At 67.5% G+C, this 16,813-nt stretch carries 18 protein-coding genes; 7 read left to right on the top strand and 11 right to left on the bottom strand.

Annotation, left to right across the window (positions count from 1 at the left end; all coding sequences use genetic code 11):
- Nucleotides 1-54: 54 nt before the first annotated feature.
- The 4 genes from ACFQEV_RS17350 to ACFQEV_RS17335 all read left to right on the top strand — a co-directional run bounded on the left by ACFQEV_RS17350 (nt 55) and on the right by ACFQEV_RS17335 (nt 3,640).
- Complete coding sequence (locus tag ACFQEV_RS17350) at nt 55-513, top strand: universal stress protein (RefSeq protein ID WP_379698778.1); 459 nt, start codon at nt 55-57, stop codon at nt 511-513.
- Between the two features lie 112 nt (nt 514-625).
- The gene (locus tag ACFQEV_RS17345) at nt 626-1,594 is read left to right on the top strand and encodes an ROK family protein (protein ID WP_379698776.1); all 969 of its coding nucleotides are present in this window, start codon (nt 626-628) and stop codon (nt 1,592-1,594) included.
- 114 nt (nt 1,595-1,708) lie between these two features.
- Nucleotides 1,709-3,223 (top strand): LVIVD repeat-containing protein, encoded by a 1,515-nt coding sequence (locus tag ACFQEV_RS17340; protein WP_379698774.1) that lies wholly within the window; start codon nt 1,709-1,711, stop codon nt 3,221-3,223.
- Nucleotides 3,224-3,298: 75 nt separating this feature from the next.
- A complete protein-coding gene (locus tag ACFQEV_RS17335; RefSeq protein ID WP_379698773.1) occupies nt 3,299-3,640 on the top strand; it encodes a NifU family protein in 342 nt (113 codons plus the stop codon).
- Nucleotides 3,641-3,810: 170 nt separating this feature from the next.
- On the opposite strand, the gene ACFQEV_RS17330 is transcribed toward ACFQEV_RS17335, so the two are convergent.
- From ACFQEV_RS17330 to ACFQEV_RS17310, 5 genes are all read right to left on the bottom strand, one after another.
- On the bottom strand, nt 3,811-4,071 hold the full coding sequence (locus ACFQEV_RS17330) for a hypothetical protein (protein WP_379698771.1): 261 nt from the start codon (nt 4,069-4,071) through the stop codon (nt 3,811-3,813).
- Between the two features lie 131 nt (nt 4,072-4,202).
- Nucleotides 4,203-4,472 (bottom strand): DUF7571 family protein, encoded by a 270-nt coding sequence (locus ACFQEV_RS17325; protein ID WP_379698769.1) that lies wholly within the window; start codon nt 4,470-4,472, stop codon nt 4,203-4,205.
- Between the two features lie 104 nt (nt 4,473-4,576).
- The gene (locus tag ACFQEV_RS17320; protein ID WP_379698767.1) at nt 4,577-5,605 is read right to left on the bottom strand and encodes an LLM class flavin-dependent oxidoreductase; all 1,029 of its coding nucleotides are present in this window, start codon (nt 5,603-5,605) and stop codon (nt 4,577-4,579) included.
- Between the two features lie 54 nt (nt 5,606-5,659).
- Nucleotides 5,660-7,102, bottom strand: coding sequence for a ribonuclease FAU-1 family protein (locus ACFQEV_RS17315; RefSeq protein WP_379698765.1), 1,443 nt, complete (start codon nt 7,100-7,102; stop codon nt 5,660-5,662).
- On the bottom strand, nt 7,099-7,473 hold the full coding sequence (locus ACFQEV_RS17310) for a DUF7532 family protein (protein ID WP_379698759.1): 375 nt from the start codon (nt 7,471-7,473) through the stop codon (nt 7,099-7,101). Before ACFQEV_RS17310 ends, ACFQEV_RS17315 begins: the two co-directional genes overlap by 4 nt.
- A 161-nt stretch (nt 7,474-7,634) precedes the next feature.
- On the opposite strand from ACFQEV_RS17310, the gene ACFQEV_RS17305 reads away from it, so the two are divergent.
- Nucleotides 7,635-8,636, top strand: coding sequence for a PrsW family intramembrane metalloprotease (locus ACFQEV_RS17305; RefSeq protein ID WP_379698757.1), 1,002 nt, complete (start codon nt 7,635-7,637; stop codon nt 8,634-8,636).
- A 21-nt stretch (nt 8,637-8,657) separates the two neighbouring features.
- Here the strand turns inward: ACFQEV_RS17305 and ACFQEV_RS17300 are convergent, their stop codons facing one another.
- Entirely contained in the window at nt 8,658-9,347 is a 690-nt protein-coding gene (locus ACFQEV_RS17300) for a riboflavin synthase (protein WP_379698755.1), read from the bottom strand.
- 255 nt (nt 9,348-9,602) lie between these two features.
- On the opposite strand from ACFQEV_RS17300, the gene ACFQEV_RS17295 reads away from it, so the two are divergent.
- On the top strand, nt 9,603-10,664 hold the full coding sequence (locus ACFQEV_RS17295) for a hypothetical protein (RefSeq protein WP_379698753.1): 1,062 nt from the start codon (nt 9,603-9,605) through the stop codon (nt 10,662-10,664).
- Nucleotides 10,665-10,734: 70 nt separating this feature from the next.
- Nucleotides 10,735-10,980 (top strand): DUF7533 family protein, encoded by a 246-nt coding sequence (locus tag ACFQEV_RS17290; RefSeq protein ID WP_379698751.1) that lies wholly within the window; start codon nt 10,735-10,737, stop codon nt 10,978-10,980.
- 30 nt (nt 10,981-11,010) lie between these two features.
- Here ACFQEV_RS17290 and ACFQEV_RS17285 read toward each other — a convergent pair whose 3' ends face one another.
- The 5 genes from ACFQEV_RS17285 to ACFQEV_RS17265 form a co-directional block, all read right to left on the bottom strand.
- The gene (locus tag ACFQEV_RS17285) at nt 11,011-12,213 is read right to left on the bottom strand and encodes a M24 family metallopeptidase (protein WP_379698749.1); all 1,203 of its coding nucleotides are present in this window, start codon (nt 12,211-12,213) and stop codon (nt 11,011-11,013) included.
- Nucleotides 12,214-12,219: 6 nt separating this feature from the next.
- Nucleotides 12,220-14,079, bottom strand: a complete 1,860-nt coding sequence (locus ACFQEV_RS17280) for a UvrD-helicase domain-containing protein (RefSeq protein WP_379698747.1) — start codon at nt 14,077-14,079, stop codon at nt 12,220-12,222.
- Between the two features lie 79 nt (nt 14,080-14,158).
- Nucleotides 14,159-14,341, bottom strand: a complete 183-nt coding sequence (locus ACFQEV_RS17275; RefSeq protein ID WP_379698745.1) for an HVO_0416 family zinc finger protein — start codon at nt 14,339-14,341, stop codon at nt 14,159-14,161.
- Nucleotides 14,342-14,551: 210 nt separating this feature from the next.
- On the bottom strand, nt 14,552-15,103 hold the full coding sequence (locus ACFQEV_RS17270; protein ID WP_379698743.1) for a class I SAM-dependent methyltransferase: 552 nt from the start codon (nt 15,101-15,103) through the stop codon (nt 14,552-14,554).
- 172 nt (nt 15,104-15,275) lie between these two features.
- A complete protein-coding gene (locus tag ACFQEV_RS17265; protein ID WP_379698741.1) occupies nt 15,276-16,808 on the bottom strand; it encodes a carboxypeptidase M32 in 1,533 nt (510 codons plus the stop codon).
- Nucleotides 16,809-16,813: the final 5 nt, after the last annotated feature.

Raw genomic sequence — 16,813 nt, 5'->3', positions numbered from 1 at the left:
GATACGAGTAAAAATGCCCGACATTGTTAAGGCCCGTCAGGTGGAAGGCGTAGTATGGCTCTCGAAACCATCCTCCTCGCCGTCGGACACGGCGACCGAGACCGAATCGACCGACTGGCCGAAGAGACGATAGACGTGGCGGGACCCGCCGGGGCACGAGTTGTCCTCGGGCACGTGTTCACGGACGCGGAGTACGAGGAGACCATCGACAACTTGGAGTTCGACCGGGACGCGGAGAACCTCTCGGCGGACGCGGTGGCGGCCAGACACGCCACCATCCGGGAACTGCAGAAGTACTTCGAGGACGCCGGCGTCGAGTACGAGGTGCGCGGCGCGGTCGGCGAACACGGCGAGTCCATCGTCGAACTCGCCAAAACCGTGAACGCGGACCGGGTCGTCGTCGGCGGCCGTCGCCGGTCCCCGGCGGGCAAAGCGGTGTTCGGAAGCGTCGCCCAGGAAGTCATGCTCTCGTCGCCCTGTCCGGTGACGTTCGTCCGGGCGGACACGAACTGACGACGGCGCTCCCGTCGGTCGATTCGACGCCGATTTGTACGCACCGACGAGGGGTACCAAACGCTGGTAAGAACCCGCTTAGTTAAGTACCGCGGAGACACCAATCCGAACAATGGCCTACTACGTGGGCGTCGACCTGGGCGCCACCAACGTCCGCGCGGTCGTAGCCGACGACGAGGGCACGATCATCGGTTCCGCCATCGACGGGACGCCCCGCGGTCCGACCGGAATCGCGGTGACGGAAGCCGTCCTCCGCGTCGTCCGCGAGGCGTGCGACGACGCCGGCGTGGAACCGAACGAGGCGACGGCCGGAGGCATCGCCTCCATCGGCCCGTTGGACCTCGCGGAAGGGGCGGTCGAGAACCCGGCGAACCTGCCGGACACCATCGACCGGATTCCGCTGACCGGGCCGATCTCGGTGCTCCTCGACACCGACCGCATCTACCTCCACAACGACACGAACGCGGGCGTCATCGGCGAACGGTTCTACAGCGACAGGAACCCCGACGACATGGTGTATCTCACCATCTCCTCCGGCGTCGGCGCGGGCGTCTGCGTCGACGGGGAGGTTCTCTCCGGGTGGGACGGTAACGCGGGCGAAGTCGGGCACATGACTCTCGACCCGCAGGGACTGCTGACGTGCGGGTGCGGCCACGACGGACACTGGGAGGCGTACTGTTCGGGCAACAACATCCCTCGGTACGCCGAGTACCTCTACAAGGACGACAACGTCGAGACGTCGATGCCGATAGAGGACGCCGACTTCTCCGCGGTGGACGTCTTCGAACACGCCGACCACGACGACTTCGCCGCCTACGTCGTCGACCAAGTCGGCCACTGGAACGCGATGGGCGTCGCGAACATCGTCCACGCGTACGCTCCCATCATCATCTACGTCGGCGGCGCGGTGGCCCTCAACAACCCCGAGAAGATTCTCGACCCGATACGCGACCGGATGGACGAGATGGTGATGTCGAACGTCCCCGAGATAGAACTGACGACGCTCGGAGACGAGGTTGTCGTGCAGGGGGCAGTCGCGAGTGCGATGACCGGTGGCACCGGCGACCGGTCTCGTCTGTAGGGCGCGAGGATTCGCCGGGGTCACCGCAGGTACGGGTGACCGGTCTCGTCTGTAGGGCGACCGCCTCTCGAACCGAAGACACTCCTTATCTCTCTGCGTACCTCAGTGCGATTCATGCGACGACGCGACGCCCTGAAAGTCGCCGGGTCGATGCTCGGCGTCGGCGTCCTCGGGTCGGCGGCGACCGGTTCCGCCGCCGCCCACCCCGGCCCGTACGAACCGTACGGCCACATCGATTTGGAGGGTGCGAAGGAGGCGGTCGTCTCCCCCGACGGCGACGTGGCGTACGTCGCGACGACGACGGGGTACGCCGCCGTGGACGTCTCCGTCCCGGACCGGCCGCAGGTCCTCGCGGACGTGCGCGACCCGATGTCGGAACACGAGGCCGGCCCCCTCCGGCAGATATACGACGTGAACCTCGACGCCGAGGCGAACAGGCTCGCCGTCGTCGGCCCGGCGAACTCCCGCCCCGGCGCGGTTTCGGGCGTCCTCCTCGCGGACGTGTCGGACCCCGCCGCGCCGGAACGCGTCGCCTTCTTCGAGACTGACTACTCGATTCACAACTGCTTCCTCCGCGGCGGCGTCGCCTACCTCACGGGCAACGACGGCGCGGACAACCCCCTCGTCCTCCTCGATACGGCGTCCGGCGAGGAACTCGGCCGGTGGGCGCTCTCGGACGCGGACCCGACGTGGGGCGACGTGGACTCCTCGCTCAGACCCCTCCACGACGTGTTCGTCCGCGGCGACGTGGCCCACCTCGCACTCTGGGACGCCGGCACGTGGCTGGTGGACGTCTCGGACCCGACCGACCCCGCCGCCGTCGGGAGCGTCGAAGCGCCGGACCCGACGACGCTCTCGTCGCTCTCGCCCTCGGAGACGCGCGGCCGACCGATAGCGTCGCCGGGGAACCACCACTACTCGGCGACCGACGAGTCCGGTGACCTCCTCGCCGTCGGCAAGGAGTCGTGGGCGCGCCGCGCCGGCGCGACGGACGCCGCCGACGGAACTGGCACCGCCGAGGGGGAGTCCGTCGGCGGGCCCTCGGGAATCGACCTCTGGGACGTGTCGGACCCCGCCGCGCCCGAACGCCTCTCGACCATCGCGCCGCCGCCCACCCCGGATCCGACGTACGGCGGCGTCTGGACCACCGCCCACAACTTCGAGATTCGGGACGGGCGACTGTACTCGTCCTGGTACCAAGGCGGCGTGAAGCGTCACGACGTCTCCGATCCGCGGAACCCGAGGCAACTGTCGTGGTGGCGCGCCCCCGAGGAGACGTGCTTCTGGAGCGCGCAGTTGGCGACGCCCGGCGCACGGGAGGGGTTCTTCGTCGCCTCCAGCATGGGCGTCGACGACGTTCCCGGCCGCCTCTACACGTTCCCCGACCACGCGGGGCAACAGGCCGACCCGCCGACGCTCGTCGCCGACGAGGGCGACGAGGCGACGACCGAACCCGTCGTCGTCACCGCGACGGACCGGACGGAGGGGTCGTCGGCGACGACGGCGACGCAATCGCCCGGCTTCGGCGTCGTCGTCGCCGCGGGGGCAGTGTCGCTCGCGGGGTGGCTTCTCCGGCGTCGAACCGGCGGGGGCGGAGATGACAGCGGAAAAGACACGCGTCGTTCGTGACACACATCGCTTCGAGTCGAGTAGCCGCGAGTACAACCGCAACATACCCGTACGTGCGGCACGAAGTACCGTGCAATGAGTGACGATGGCGAATCCGGGGAGTCGCTGAAGGAGCGCATCGAGACGTGGATGACCGGACAGATGCCCATCATTCAGATGCACGGGGGCAACAGCGTCGTCCGGAAGGCGGACCCCGAGAGCGGCGAAGTCGTCATCGAACTCGGCGGGTCCTGCGCCGGGTGCGGAATCAGCAACATCACCGCGGACAACATCAAGTCGGACCTCATCATGGACTTCGACGAGGTGACCGACGTACAGGTGAAGGTGCCGAGTTCCGGCGACCACGGCAGCAGCACCGTCGAAGGGGGGCGCGGGGGCGAACTCCAGTACGGCAACGAGTCGCCGAATCACTTCTAAACCCACCTTTTTACGCCTCGGGTTCGCTTCGCTCACCCTCGGCGTGAAAATCTGGACCAAAAAGCGCCGCGAGACTCAGGCTCCGCCCTCGCTCGCGGTACAGATATAGAACTCCGCCCCACGAGTCAGCGGACAACGCTACTCTCCCGACTTTCGTCTCCGAACGCCGTTCAACGCCCGGCGCGGTACGCGACGGACTTGTCCACGTCTATCGGGAGGATCTGCCCGGCGACGACTTTCCGGACGAAGTAGCCGAAGAAGCCGAACGTCGCCGCAGTGCCGAAGGAGGACAGAATCGCCATCAGACGGCCCGCGGTCGCTCCGTTCGACAGCGTCAGTCCGACGACCCAGACCCCCCACACCGCCGCTCCGAGGGCGGCGAGGAGGAGGAGGTAGCCGAACGCGCCGCCGACCGCCGATTTGAGGCTCATACGCCCCCCTTGCTCGGTTCTCGTTAACTCCTTTGTGGTGCCCGTATCCGTCGGATCTCTCTCTCGGCCGAGGGCGCGGCGACTGACCGCGGGACGACGGAAGAAAACCCGTCCGAGGGGCGATGTGCCGTTCAGGTCGAGACGGAGTCGCAGTTCCAACCGGGGTCCCGGCCGGTGCGGGCGATGAGGTCGGACCGACACGCCGGGCAGTAGTCGGGCGCGTCGGATTCGCTCCGGGGGACGTACACCGCGCCGCCGCACTCGACGCACGCGTCGTCGACGATGGTCGCACAGTCCGCACAGACGTTGAAGTCGTCGACCGTGAGGTCGCGCAGGGGTTCGAGTTGTTTGTCCAAGGTGTACTCGTCGATGACCGTCTGACAACTGTGACACGGCTTCATGGCGATACGATGTGATACATGAAATCACACCACATATATCTATGCTTCGGGGAGTCGGCGGACTCGCCGTCGCCCGTCGGACGAACCTCGTTCCGAGGGGGCGGTCAGCGAGGCGCGAGTCCGACGCCCTCGGCCAGTAACTCGTGAGAGCGGAGGGCGTCGTCGTGGTCGGAGACGACGTGCTGAATCATCACCTCGTCGACGCCGACGCGGTCAGCGAGTTGCTCTAAGAGGCCCGAGAGCGTCTCCGGACTCCCGGAGATGGCCCGCGGCCACTCGTCGTCGTCGAGCGTCGCGGGCGTCGGTTCGGGGACGCCGCCGAGTTCGTCGATGGCCTCCTCGACGGACGGGGTGGTGCCGACGACGCCCCGTTGCATCCGCTTGAACGACGCTTCGGCCACCGCTCGGAGTCGCGCCGCCTCCTCGTCGGTGTCCGCGCAGACGGCGTTCACCGCGACCATCCCCCGCGGGTCGTCTCTCCCGCCGGCTAACCGAGACGGCCGGAACCGCTCGCGGTACTCCTCGAAGGAGTGGGCGGCGAACTGCGGCCGGATGAACGCCGCGAAGCAGTAGCGCAGTCCGAGTTCGGCCGCGATGGCCGCACTCGACGGACTGGACCCGAGCACCCACGGAACCGGCTCGTCCGCGCCCGAGCGCGGAATCTCCAGTTCGCCGTAGGCGTGCCCCTCCGGGTAGGCGTCGTAGAGGTGGTTGACGACGGCTTCGACCTTCTCGGCGTGGTCCTCGTCGGGGTTCTCGACGTGCCGTTCCGTCCCGAGGGCGCTATCGACGGCCGGCGATCCGTTCGCCCGACCCAGTCCCGCGTCGACGCGCCCCGGCGCGAGGGCGTCCAACGCGCCGAACACCTCCGCGACCTTGAACGGGCTGTAGTTGTTGAGAAGCACCGCGCCCGACCCGAGTCGGATCGAGTCGGTTTCGGCGGCGAGGTGGCCGAGCAACACCTCGGGCGTCGTCCCCGCGAGGGTGTCCGCCATCCCGTGGTGCTCGGCCACCCAGAACCGGGTGTAACCGAGCCGTTCGGCCTGCTTCGCGGCCTCGACGGTGTTCGCGTACGCGTCCGTCGCGGTGCCGTCGTCGGGGACCGGAGAGAGGTCGACGATAGAGAGGTCCATGTCCGAACTCGGGGACTCCGGGAGAAAACGGTTGGGCTAGCAGAAACTCCTCGCTCACTCCGAGAGCGCCGTCTCCAGACTCGCCGCGACGGACCGCGCCTTCTCGGCCAACGCCTCCGACACCTCGCCCTCCGCGACAGCCTCGTCCAACTCGTCGTCGTCCACGCGTTCGACGGTGCCGTCGGCGCGCTTTATCACGTCCACGTGGAGGTCGACGTACCGAACCTCGTCGGGGAAGCACTCGACGGGCGTGCAGACGTTGACGTACGTGCCTTTCACCTCGCCCTCCGCGCTCCGGTAGACGGTCGGGTACCACCACCGACCCTCGCGGAACTTCGTGAGGGCCGTGTCGCCCGACTCCCGCGGGACGTCGAGGGCGTCGTACGTGCCGCCGCCCGTCAACTGTCGCTTCACCGAGACGGTGCCGTCTCCGTCCCACTCGACCACCTCGCCGCGGCCGAGGGTGATGTGCCGCCCATCGGGTTTCCCGTGGCCGATGCCGACGGTGTCGCCCTCGACGGGGCCGAACTGCCGCGTCACCACGTCGAAGGGGAACTCCCCCGACGGGTCGCAGAGGGCCTCCGCCAGATCGACGCCGGCGCTCGCCGTCTCCGAGGCGGCCTTCGTGCGGTGGTGGCCGGGCATCGTCGTCGTCACCTCGCGGCGGTCGGCGTCGAGTTCGAACCGGGACGCGCGGCCGAACCACACCCACTCGCCCGCCCCGGCGCGGGCGAGTTCCCGCGCGGGTTCGACGTTGTCCTCGCCGTCGAGCGCGGAATCGAGCGTCTCGGCCCTCTCGGCCGCCCGTTCCAGCGACGCGCGGAGGGCGTCCATGTCGGCGTCCGTCGCCGCGTGGGACCACTCGATGCCCCACCCGTCGGGCGCGGAGACGCCCAGCAGGTCGGTCATCCCGGCGAGTTCCCGCCCGGCCGCCTCGTCGCGCGTGTTCACGGTCACGCCGTCGTCGCCGCGGACGAGAGTCGCGAGTCCGCCGCGGGCGCGCACCCCCGTGTCGAGTCGCGCGCGCCGGTCGTTCCACGGCGGTTCGGACTCCCGAACCTGCACGCGCACGGCGTCGCCCTCCTCGACGTGGCGGTCGGTCGCTCGGAAGGGGAGAAAGCCCTCGACGCCGTCCCCGAGGGCGCACATCGCGCCGGACCCGCGGGTGTCGGTCACCCTCGCGTCGAACACCGCGCCGCGGGGGGCGGGGTCGTCCCACGCGAACGCGTCGATGCCGACGCCGCAGAGGTGCGACGCGACGGTTTCGACGGTGGCGGAAGCGCCGTGGACGCCGACGCCCTGCCTGTCGTCCGTCGTCTCGACGGTCACCTCGTGGTGGCCGGTGCCGAACTCGGCGTCGAAGCGGTCGCGGATGGGTTCCGACGCCTGCACCACCTCGTACCCCGCGTCGAGAAAGCGGCGCGTCAGGGCGGTGGTGTAGATGCCGCGAACCCGGACGCGAACGGGGTCACTCCCGCCGTCTGCGTCCTCGCTCATCGCAGGTCGTCGGGGTCGCGGGCGAACCGCACGCGGTCGTGGACCGTCGGGCCGAGGGTGAGTTCGACCTTCCCCTCGGAGAGGACGCGGCCGTCTTCGACGTACGCGCCCCACGAGTCGAACCGGAGGTACCCCCGCAGGTCGCCGCCGTGGGTGTACAGGTCGAGGTACTCCACGTCGTGTTCGTGGATATCGCCGCTGCTGTGTGCGCGGTCCATGTCGGAGTGGACCGGCCCCTCATCGAAGAACGCCTCCAACGCGTCCGCGTCGCGGCGAACCGCCTCGGCGACGGCGTCCGACGCCGCCCGAATCTCCTCGTTCGAGAGGCCCGCCTCGCGGAGGGCCGCCTGCGTCCGTGGGTCGAAGTGCATGGGTCGGCGTTCGCCCTCCGACCCTTTCAACTACCGTGGTTGCGGTCGTCCAGCCGGATTCGACCCGCCGTCGCCGGACGCCGTCCGGCGGGCCGACGAACTCCGTTCGTCCCACCCCGACGGCCGAAGAAATTAGGCGGCGTCAGACGCATCTTCGGACGATGGCTAAGAGAGACCCGGTCGAGAGGGCGTCGGGTAACGACGCCGACCTGTACGACATCTCCACGTGGGAGGAGCGGACGTCGGTGGACGGCCTCGCGGTGTTCATCTACCGCATCCTCGCGGGGTCGGCCCGCATCGCGGTCGTGTTGATAGCGTTCCTCCTCCTACTCGGTATCGGCGGCCTCGCGGCCATAACCGACCCGCAGACGGGGATTCTGACGCTCCTCTCGGCGATACCCGCGCTCGGACTCGCCGCGTACGTCTACTACAGCGACGCGACGACGAACGAGCCGTTGTCTCTCCTCGTCGGGACGTTCCTCTTGGGCGTCCTCACGGCGAACTTCGCCGCCGTCCTCAACGGCGTCCTCAAGCCGTTCTTCGGCGGCCTCGGGTTCGTCGGGACGGTTCTGTTCTTCTACATCGTCGTCGGTCCGGTCGAGGAGACGGTGAAGTTGCTCGCCGTCCGCCTGTACGCCTACACCGACGAGCGATTCGACTCCGTCGTGGACGGCGCGGTGTACGGCGCGATGGCCGGCCTCGGCTTCGCCACCATTGAGAACGCCCTGTACATCACCCGCGAACTCCCGTCGGAGGGACTCGACTTGGGCCTCGGCCTCATCGGCGCGGGCGGCGGCATCACCGCGGTTCGCGCCCTCGCCGGACCGGGGCACGTCATCTACGCCGGCATCGCGGGCTACTACCTCGGCCTCGCCAAGTTCAACCGCGGCGCTCGCGGGCCGATAATCGTCAAGGGTCTCCTCATCGCCACGTTCGTCCACGCGACGTACAACACGACGGTGAGCATCGGGTCGGCGCTCATCGCCTCCATCACCGGCCTCGGAAGCCTCACGTCGTTCTTCGCGTACATCATCATCTACGACGGCATCTTCGGCCTCTACCTCCTGCGGAAGGTCAAGCGGTACAGCGACGCCTACGACAACGCGAACGCGACGGGGTACGGCGACCAATCCCCGAGAAGCGAATCGACCGAGTTCGAGTGACGCCCCCGCCGTCGGGCGACGCTACTCGGCGTCCGGCGCGGGCGCGGACGCGCCCGGCGCTACCCTCTCTGCGTACCCCGACACCATGCTCTCGACGTACTTCGCTATCACGTCCACCTCGACGTGAACCGGGTCGCCGACGGACTTCGAAGAGAGCGTCGTCAGGTCGTACGTCGTCGGGATGACCGCGACGGCGAGCGTTTCGTCGGTCCGTTCGGCCACCGTCAGGCTGATTCCGTCGAGGGCGACGGAACCCTTCTCGACGACGTACCGCTCCATCCCCTCGGGCAGGGCGAACTCGAACCACCAGTCGTCGCCGACGCGTTCGACGGCGGTCACCGTCGTCGTCGTATCGACGTGCCCCTGCACGAGGTGGCCGTCGAACCGCCCCTCCGCGGGGAGGGCGCGTTCGAGGTTCACCGCCTCGCCCTCCCCGACGCCGCCGAGGTACGTCTTCTCCACCGTCTCGCGGGCGAGGAACACCTCGAACCACGACTCGCCGTCCGACTCCGTCCGACGAGCAGCCGAATCCTGTTCGGCTACATCTTCGGCGAACGCCTCCACCGTCAGACAGACGCCGCTGACGGCTATTGACTGCCCGTGGTGCAGGTCGTCCCCCTCGAACTTGGGGCGGATTCGAAGCCGCCGCCCGCCCTCGTCTTCGCTCGCCGCGACGACTTCGCCGACGCCCTCGACGATTCCCGTGAACATGCTTCGACCTCCTATCCCAGTATTGAAAAGCGTCACGAACGCGTTGGCAGCCACCGGCGCGTGCACTCCCGCCAGGTGTCCGCTCGAACCGATACGACGAACGCCGTCGCGCCTCCGGAGCGGTCCCGTCGCGGGCGTCTCGGCGTCACGCCACTCGCGTTCGCTCCTCAGAACGGCCGATCCGAACGGAGCCGTCGCGGCCGCGCATCCTCGAACGGAATTAACCTTATGACAGATTACCGACGAAGTACGTTCGTGTCCCCAACACGACGAACCCTCCTCCGAACGACAGCCCTCTCCCTCTGCGGTGGAACGCTCGCATCCGTCGCCGGATGTCTCGGCGGGTCGGCGCCGACGGGCGGTACGACCCCCGAGGAGACGTCTAGCGCCCCCACGACCCGAGACTCCGACTCGTCGGAGACGGACTCCGCGGTGGATTTCGTGCGGTGGCTTCCGGATCCGACGGAGTCCCCGTTCCGAGACGGATACGGGGTGCGGTACTTCGACGTGGCGAGCATCCGCGACCGGCGGGGAACGCTCCACGAGAACGCCTACGAACGACTCGAAACGGAGATACTGAACGCCTCGTCGGTCACCCGATACGTCGACGAAGACGCGGTGACCGCAACGCTCGAACTCGGGTTCGGAACCTCGGTCGTCTTCGGCTCGTTCGACCCGGCGGAGTTCAGAGAACGGTACGTCAGCGAACGCCGGTCTCGCGGAACCGACGTAGCGACGGAGACGGAGACGGAGACGCCGACGCGGACACCGACGTCGGAACCCGAACGGTACGACGGATTCGACGTCTACGGTGCCGAACGCGTGTTCGCCGTCTCCGAGGAAGCGATCATCGAAGTCGATTACTTCACCCGCGGGGACCGCCCCGACCACGCGCGGGCCGTCATCGACGCGCGGACGGGAGAGACCCACTACCCGGACGGTAACGAGTACGTGGACGCGATGCTCGGACTCGTCGACGAACCCCACGCGCTGACGTGTTACCCGGAGGCGATGGACGGGTCCACCTCGCGCGGGTTCAGAACGGAGGCCATCACGGGCGGCCTCAAGTCGTGGCGATTCGGACCCAAGACGACGCACCTCACGTACGCGAACACCTACCCCGACGCCGACGCCGCGGAGAATCCCGACTTCGAGGCGTACATAGGGTCCGAGTCGGACCGGTTCGGCGCGTACGACGGACTCGACGTGAAGACGGACGGCCGGATGGTCTGGGTCCGAGGGACCCTCCCGACGACTCGGTTCGATCACCTCTCGCCGGGCGGTCCCGAGGAGAGCGTCCACACGCCGAACGGATAACCCGCTCAGCCCCCTCGCGACGCCGTACCGCGGCGTTTTTGACCACCCGCCGAGTACGCTCACCCCGACGATGGGACTCGGAATCTGGGGAACGATACAGTTGGCGGCGACGCTCGTGTTCGCCATCCCGGTCGGTATCTTCGGGCTGAACACGCTTCTGGCGGGACAGGAACTGTTCGGGGGCGGCCTCCTCGCGGTCGCCGTCCTCATGGTCGTGCTTCCGCACTACCTCACCACGCCCGGCGACATCCCCGCGACCATCGCGGAGAAGGTGGTCGGACGGGCGGTGAAGGTGCCCGACGAGGAGGAGTCGTAGCCTCTCCCGCCGGGACCCCGCTACCGACGCTCACTCCTCTCGCGGCGCGAACGACCGCGGGTACTCGCCGAGTATCTCACAGCCGTCGTCGGTGACGACGACGAGTTCTTCTAAGCGCACACCGCCCCGTTCGGGGTCGTACACGCCCGGTTCGAGCGTGACGACGTGGCCGGGTCGGAGTTCGGTCCCCTCGCGGAGCGACGGCCCCTCGTGAAGCGAGAGGCCGACGCCGTGCCCCGCGCCGTGGGTGAACCCCGCCTCGCCCTCCGCGGCGTCGGGGTCGAAGCCGTATGCGGCGAGTTCGGCGGCCGTCTCGGCGTGCACCGTCCGCGCGGGGACGCCCGGTTCGACCGTCGAGAGGGCGACGTCTAAGGCGGACTCGACGGCGACGTACGCCCGGCGCTCCCACCCGCCGTCGCTGTCGACGACGTACGTCCGCGAGAGGTCGCCGTAGTAGCCGTGCGGGCCGCGCGGCGAGATATCGAGGAGGACCGTCTCGCCCGGCCGAATCGCCGCCGTGCCGGTGTAGTGGAGGTCCGCGCAGGTCGGCCCCGCACCGACGACGGTGTTTCCGGCGTCCGTCGCGCCGCGCGCCGCCAGTTCGGCGTTCACCTCGCGCCGGAGGCGTTCCGTCGTGAGGGTGTCGCCCTCCCAGCGGAGTTCCTCGCCCTCTGGCGTCGAGTCCGCGAGGACCGCCTCCGCGCGGCGCATCCCCGCCGCGGCGGCGCGTTGGACGCGCCGGAGGCAGTCCAGTTCGGCGTCGGTCTTGACCGCGCGGGCGGCGGCGACGGCGTCCGTGGAAGCCACGTCGTACCCGCCGCGTTCGAGGTACACCGCCGCGTCGTGCGGAATCGACTGCGGCGCAAGAATTGTCCCACCATCGGTCAGGTCGTCGAGGACGGCCCGGGCGCGGACGCCCGCCGGATCGCCGGCGTTCGCCGTCCGAACCTCGCCGTCGAACTCGCGGCGCGCCTGCGCCTCGAACAGCGACGGCGCGCAGAGGACGCCGCCCTCGGACGTGTAGACGAACGCGTACTCGCGGTCGGGGCCGGAGAAGCGCGTCAGGTACCGCAGGTCGTCGTCGAACCGGTCGCCGACGTGGACGAAGGCGACGGCGTCGGCGTCGGAAAGCGCCTCGTCCAGAACGTCGAGGTTCGTCTCGGGCGCGGGAATCGCGGGGTCGGTCGAACCGTCCCCGCCGGCGGTCGAACTGCCCGATTGCCGGTCGGTCATCGCGGGCTACGGGTCCGGTTCCGGCGCCGGCGCGTCCGTCTCCTCTTGGGCCGCTTCGAGGAGGTCCTCGATGGAGTCCTCGCGGAGTTCGTTGTGCAGGAGGACGCTCACCGGGAGCGTCGGCGCGCCGGTGACGAGGTTCTCCAAGAGGACGAGACGCTCGCGGGCGCGGGACATGCCGACGTAGAAGACGCGGCGTTCGTTGTCCGTCAGGATGGGGACGGGACTCGTCGAGGACGTGAACTCCTCGACGCCCTCGACCTCCTCGTCGTCCACGGAGGCGGCCATCTGTTCGACCACCTTCTCGGTGAGGTCCGTGGCGACGAACACGTGGTCGGCCTCCCGGCCCTTCGCGGAGTGGATGGTACCGACGCGGACCTGATTGGGGTCCATCCCCTCGTACTCCCCGGAGAAGTACGCCTCGACGGACTTCCGCTGGAAGGAGGTCACCTTCCGAACCATGTCGCCCGCGGACGCGCTATCGGGGAGGAACGGGGCGAAGTTCTTCACCGCGTCCGTCTCTATCTGTATCTCGGTCAGGTCCTCGACGCCCGCCTCCTCTTTCTTCTCGTCGATGTAGTCGAACAGTTCGTCTCGCTCGTTCGACCCGAACGCCGAGTCCTGCAGCATGTCGGCGAGGCGTCGCGCTTCGAGGCCGTTGACGGGTTCGCCCTGTTCGGTCTTCTCGATGGCGCGGACGTACTGCGTGAGGCGGTCGGTCCACATCCGCTGGTCCGTCAGGACGGAGAAGGGCATCCCCAACGGCAGGAACTCGTCGATGAACTGGAACATCTGGTAGCGCGCGCGGAACAGCACCATGATGCTCTCCTCGTCCTCGCTCTGTTCGATGGTGTACCGGACGTTCCGCGCGAGGTCGAGCATCGACGGCGACTGGATGCCCTCGACCGTTCCGCCCTCCTTGCGCGGTTTGAGGTCCTTCTCCTGCCGCTTGTCGATGTGGCGAATCTCCCGATTGACGACGTTGAGGATGCGCGAGGGGAGGCGGTAGGAGTTCGGTAGCACCACGTCCTCGTCGCGTTCGGCGTCCAAGAGGAGGTTCGGGTCCGCGCCCTGCCACGCGTAGACGACCTGGTCGTCGTCGCCGGCGATGAGGACGCGCTTCATGTGCGGCTTCCACTCCTCGTAGACGTCGTACTGGAGCGTCGTGATGTCCTGGAACTCGTCGATGACGAGGTAATCGACGTGGGGGACGAGCGAACGCTGTCGCACCCGTTCGAGCATGTCCGCGAAGCCGACGAGTCCGTTGTTACCCTTGTACGACCGCCACGCGCGGATGGCCTCCGGCACGTCCACCCTGTCGTCGTCGGAGGGCCACGTCGGCGTGTACTTGTTGCCCTCCTGGGCGTTGGGGTCCACGTCCGGCGGGAGGCGAACCTCCTCGACGTTCCACTGGAACGGCACGTCGTACCAGTCGGCCACGTCGCGGCGGGTGCGCTGGAGCCACTGGCTCGTGGCGATTATCTTGTTCCCGAGCGTCGTCGAACGGGCGGTCCGGCGGCCCGCGCCGCCGTACTGGTCCTCGAACTCGATTCCGTACTCCTCGCAGAACTCGGTCTTGTCCTTCTCGCCGACCACGTCGTTGCGCGAGAGGTCGAGCAGTTCGTACGCCTTCGCGTGCATCGTCGCCACGTTGCCCTTCAGGGCGCGCGGCGAGACGTCGAGTCGTTCGGCGAGTCGTTCCCGAATCTCTGCGGCGGCCGCGCGGGTGTACGAGACGACGAGGATGTCGCGGATGCTAACGTCGTCGTCTTCGAGGATTCCCTCGACTCGGTCGAGGAGGGCGGTCGTCTTCCCGCTCCCCGGTCCCCCGAAGAGACGGGTGACGGTCGCGTCGGAGTCGGTCATTGTACACGTTCACGCCCTAACCGGTGATAAATAGCCTGCTTTCTCTGATAGTGCGATTCGATTAAAGACACCCCCCGGCTCAGGCCAACGGGTCCCACCCGCAGACCGTGCAGTCGTCGGCGGACTGGTCGTGTAACGCACCGCATTCCGGGCACTGCTTCTTGTTGTAAGACGCCTCCCAGTCGGACTCTGTCACCTCGTGGCCGCGGTCGTCCAGGAACTGGTCGAACAGTGCGTCGTCGGGGTTCGGTGCAGAAGCCATACGGACTGTGGTATGGGTTATCATTACTTAGTCTTGTTGCATCATCCCATCTCTCCCGAGAGTTACCGGCGGCTATTGCTCTGAGAGGCGCGACACTCCCCGTCAGCGGAAGCGAGGAACGTATCTACCTACGGTGACCGACGGGGACGACGCGGACGAGTCAGTCTACAGCACACGAGCGTATCCGACTGCACCGCAGCGAGTCGGCGCTCAGACCCGCAGGACAACGGTTATCTCATCGACAACGTGACCGATGTGGTCTGCCAAGCGCAAAGCGATGCTCTCTGGGAACAATCGACCGAACCGAACTCGCGAGACACGCACTTCTTCTACCTCCCAATCCGGGGCGAGATAATGCGTAAAGGTCTGCTCGCAGAGCGGGGACACGTGTGTCGGGTCTGCCCAGAAACCCGGCGAGTTCGGATGCGGCACTCGCACTTCGATTCGACCCCCCGGCTTCGTGATTCTCCGTAGTTCGTGGAGTGCAGCGTGTTGGTCGTCGAGATGTTCGAGCACATTGCTCGCCAGGACTTCGTCGAACAACGAATTCGGCCACGGCCACGGGGTCTCGTTTAAGTCCACGACTTCGTCGGGGTCCGCTTCGGGCACTATATCGACGTTGTGCCAATCGTCCATCTTATCGCTGCCGCAACCGAGGTTGATTCGGGGCTCGATGGGTTCCGCTGCGCCCGTCCTCCGAGCGCGCCCGCTCCTTTGTCCTCCCCTCTTCTTCTCCCCCACTAAATCCGATGCGTCTGTCATCCTCGCTCAGATGAGTATATTGGTAGTTGATAAATGTGCGTGCTGGTAAATCAGATAAACCGACTACTAGTGAGAGGGTTTCTTATTTGAAAACCCGTTACCGTACCCGGTAACCGTACTCGTTCTTCGGAAGAGGGAGGACGCAGTTTCCGAAGACGACGCCGTTCGGGGTTCAGTCGAGGTCGTACAGGTCGCCGTACTTCTCGGTGACGTACGCCACGAAGTCGTCGGCGGCGAAGTCCTTCCCCGTCGCTTCGACGACGAGTTCGTTCGTCTCGTACTTCGACCCGTGGCGGTGGACGTTCTCGGTCAGCCACTCGTGGAGGGCCTCGAAGTCGCCCTCCTCGACCCGCGCGTACACGTCGCCGATGTCGTCCTCGGCGGCGGCGAACAGTTGCGCGGCCATCACCGACCCGAGCGAGTACGTCGGGAAGTAGCCGAAGTTACCGTGGCTCCAGTGGATGTCCTGCAGGCAGCCCTCGGAGTCCGTCTCGGGCCGGACGCCGAGGTACTCCTCGTACTTGTCGTTCCACACCTCGGGCACGTCCTCCACGTCGAGTTCGCCCGAAATCAGCGCGCGCTCTATCTCGAACCGGACGATGATGTGGAGGTGGTAGGTGAGTTCGTCCGCCTCGACGCGGATGAGGTTGTCCTCGTACACCTGATTCGCCGCCTCGTACGCCTCCTCGACGGTCACGTCCTCGGCCTGTTCGAAGTGTTCCTTGAACGTCGGCAGGAACAGCTTCCAGAACGCCTCCGAGCGTCCGACGTGGTTCTCCCAGAGGCGCGACTGGGACTCGTGGACCGACAGGTCGCGGGACTCCCCGAGGGGCGTCGCGTGCTCCTCGTCCGGCAGGCCGAGGGTGTAGTTCGCGTGGCCGAACTCGTGGATGGTGGAGGTGACCGCCCCGAGGGGGTCCGCCTCGTCGAATCGGGTCGTCACGCGGGCGTCGAACGTCGTTCCCGAGGAGAACGGGTGGGGGGCCACGTCGAGGCGGCCGCGTTCCCACGGGTACCCGAGCGTCGAGAGGGCGTCGCGGCAGAGTTCCTCCTGCGCCGCCTCGTCGTACGTCCCCTTCGAGGAGAACGCGTCCGTGGCGAGCTCGGCGTCGGACTCCCGAATCCGCTCTATCATCGGCACCAAAGTGTCGCGGAGCTCTTCGAGGATGGACTCGGCCTGTTCGAGGGGGAGACACGGCTCGAAGTCCTCGAACAGCACCTCGTAGGGGTCCTTGTCGGGGTCGATGTGCTCGGCGTACTCCCGCTTGAGTTCGACGTGCTTCTCTAAGTACGGCGCGAACTTCGAGAAGTCGTCCTCGGCTTTCGCCTCCTTCCACGCCGGAAGCGCCTCCGAGGAGGTGGTCGAAATCTCCTCGACGAGCTCCGTCGGGACGCTGTTCGCTCGGTCGTACTTCCGCCGGATCTCGCGAACGACGGCCGCCTGCTCGTCGGTCAACTCCGACGATTCGAGTCGGTCCAGCAGCTCGCCCACCTCGTCCTCGGTGAGCAGTTCGTGCGAGAGCGAAGAGAGCGTCGAGAGCTGCTGAGAGCGCGCCGGCGTGCCCTCGTCGGGCATCATCACCTGCTGGTCCCACGAGAGGATACCGGCGGCGTTCTGCACGTTCGCGACGCGCTCGTACTTCGCGAGGAGTTCCGAGTACGCGTCGGGGGCGGAGTCGGCGTCGCCGGTTGCGTCTGTCGCCATATCTC

This window comes from Halopelagius fulvigenes, assembly GCF_042662625.1.
GTDB lineage: Archaea > Halobacteriota > Halobacteria > Halobacteriales > Haloferacaceae > Halopelagius > Halopelagius fulvigenes.
This window is presented reverse-complemented; position numbering and strand designations above follow the sequence as displayed.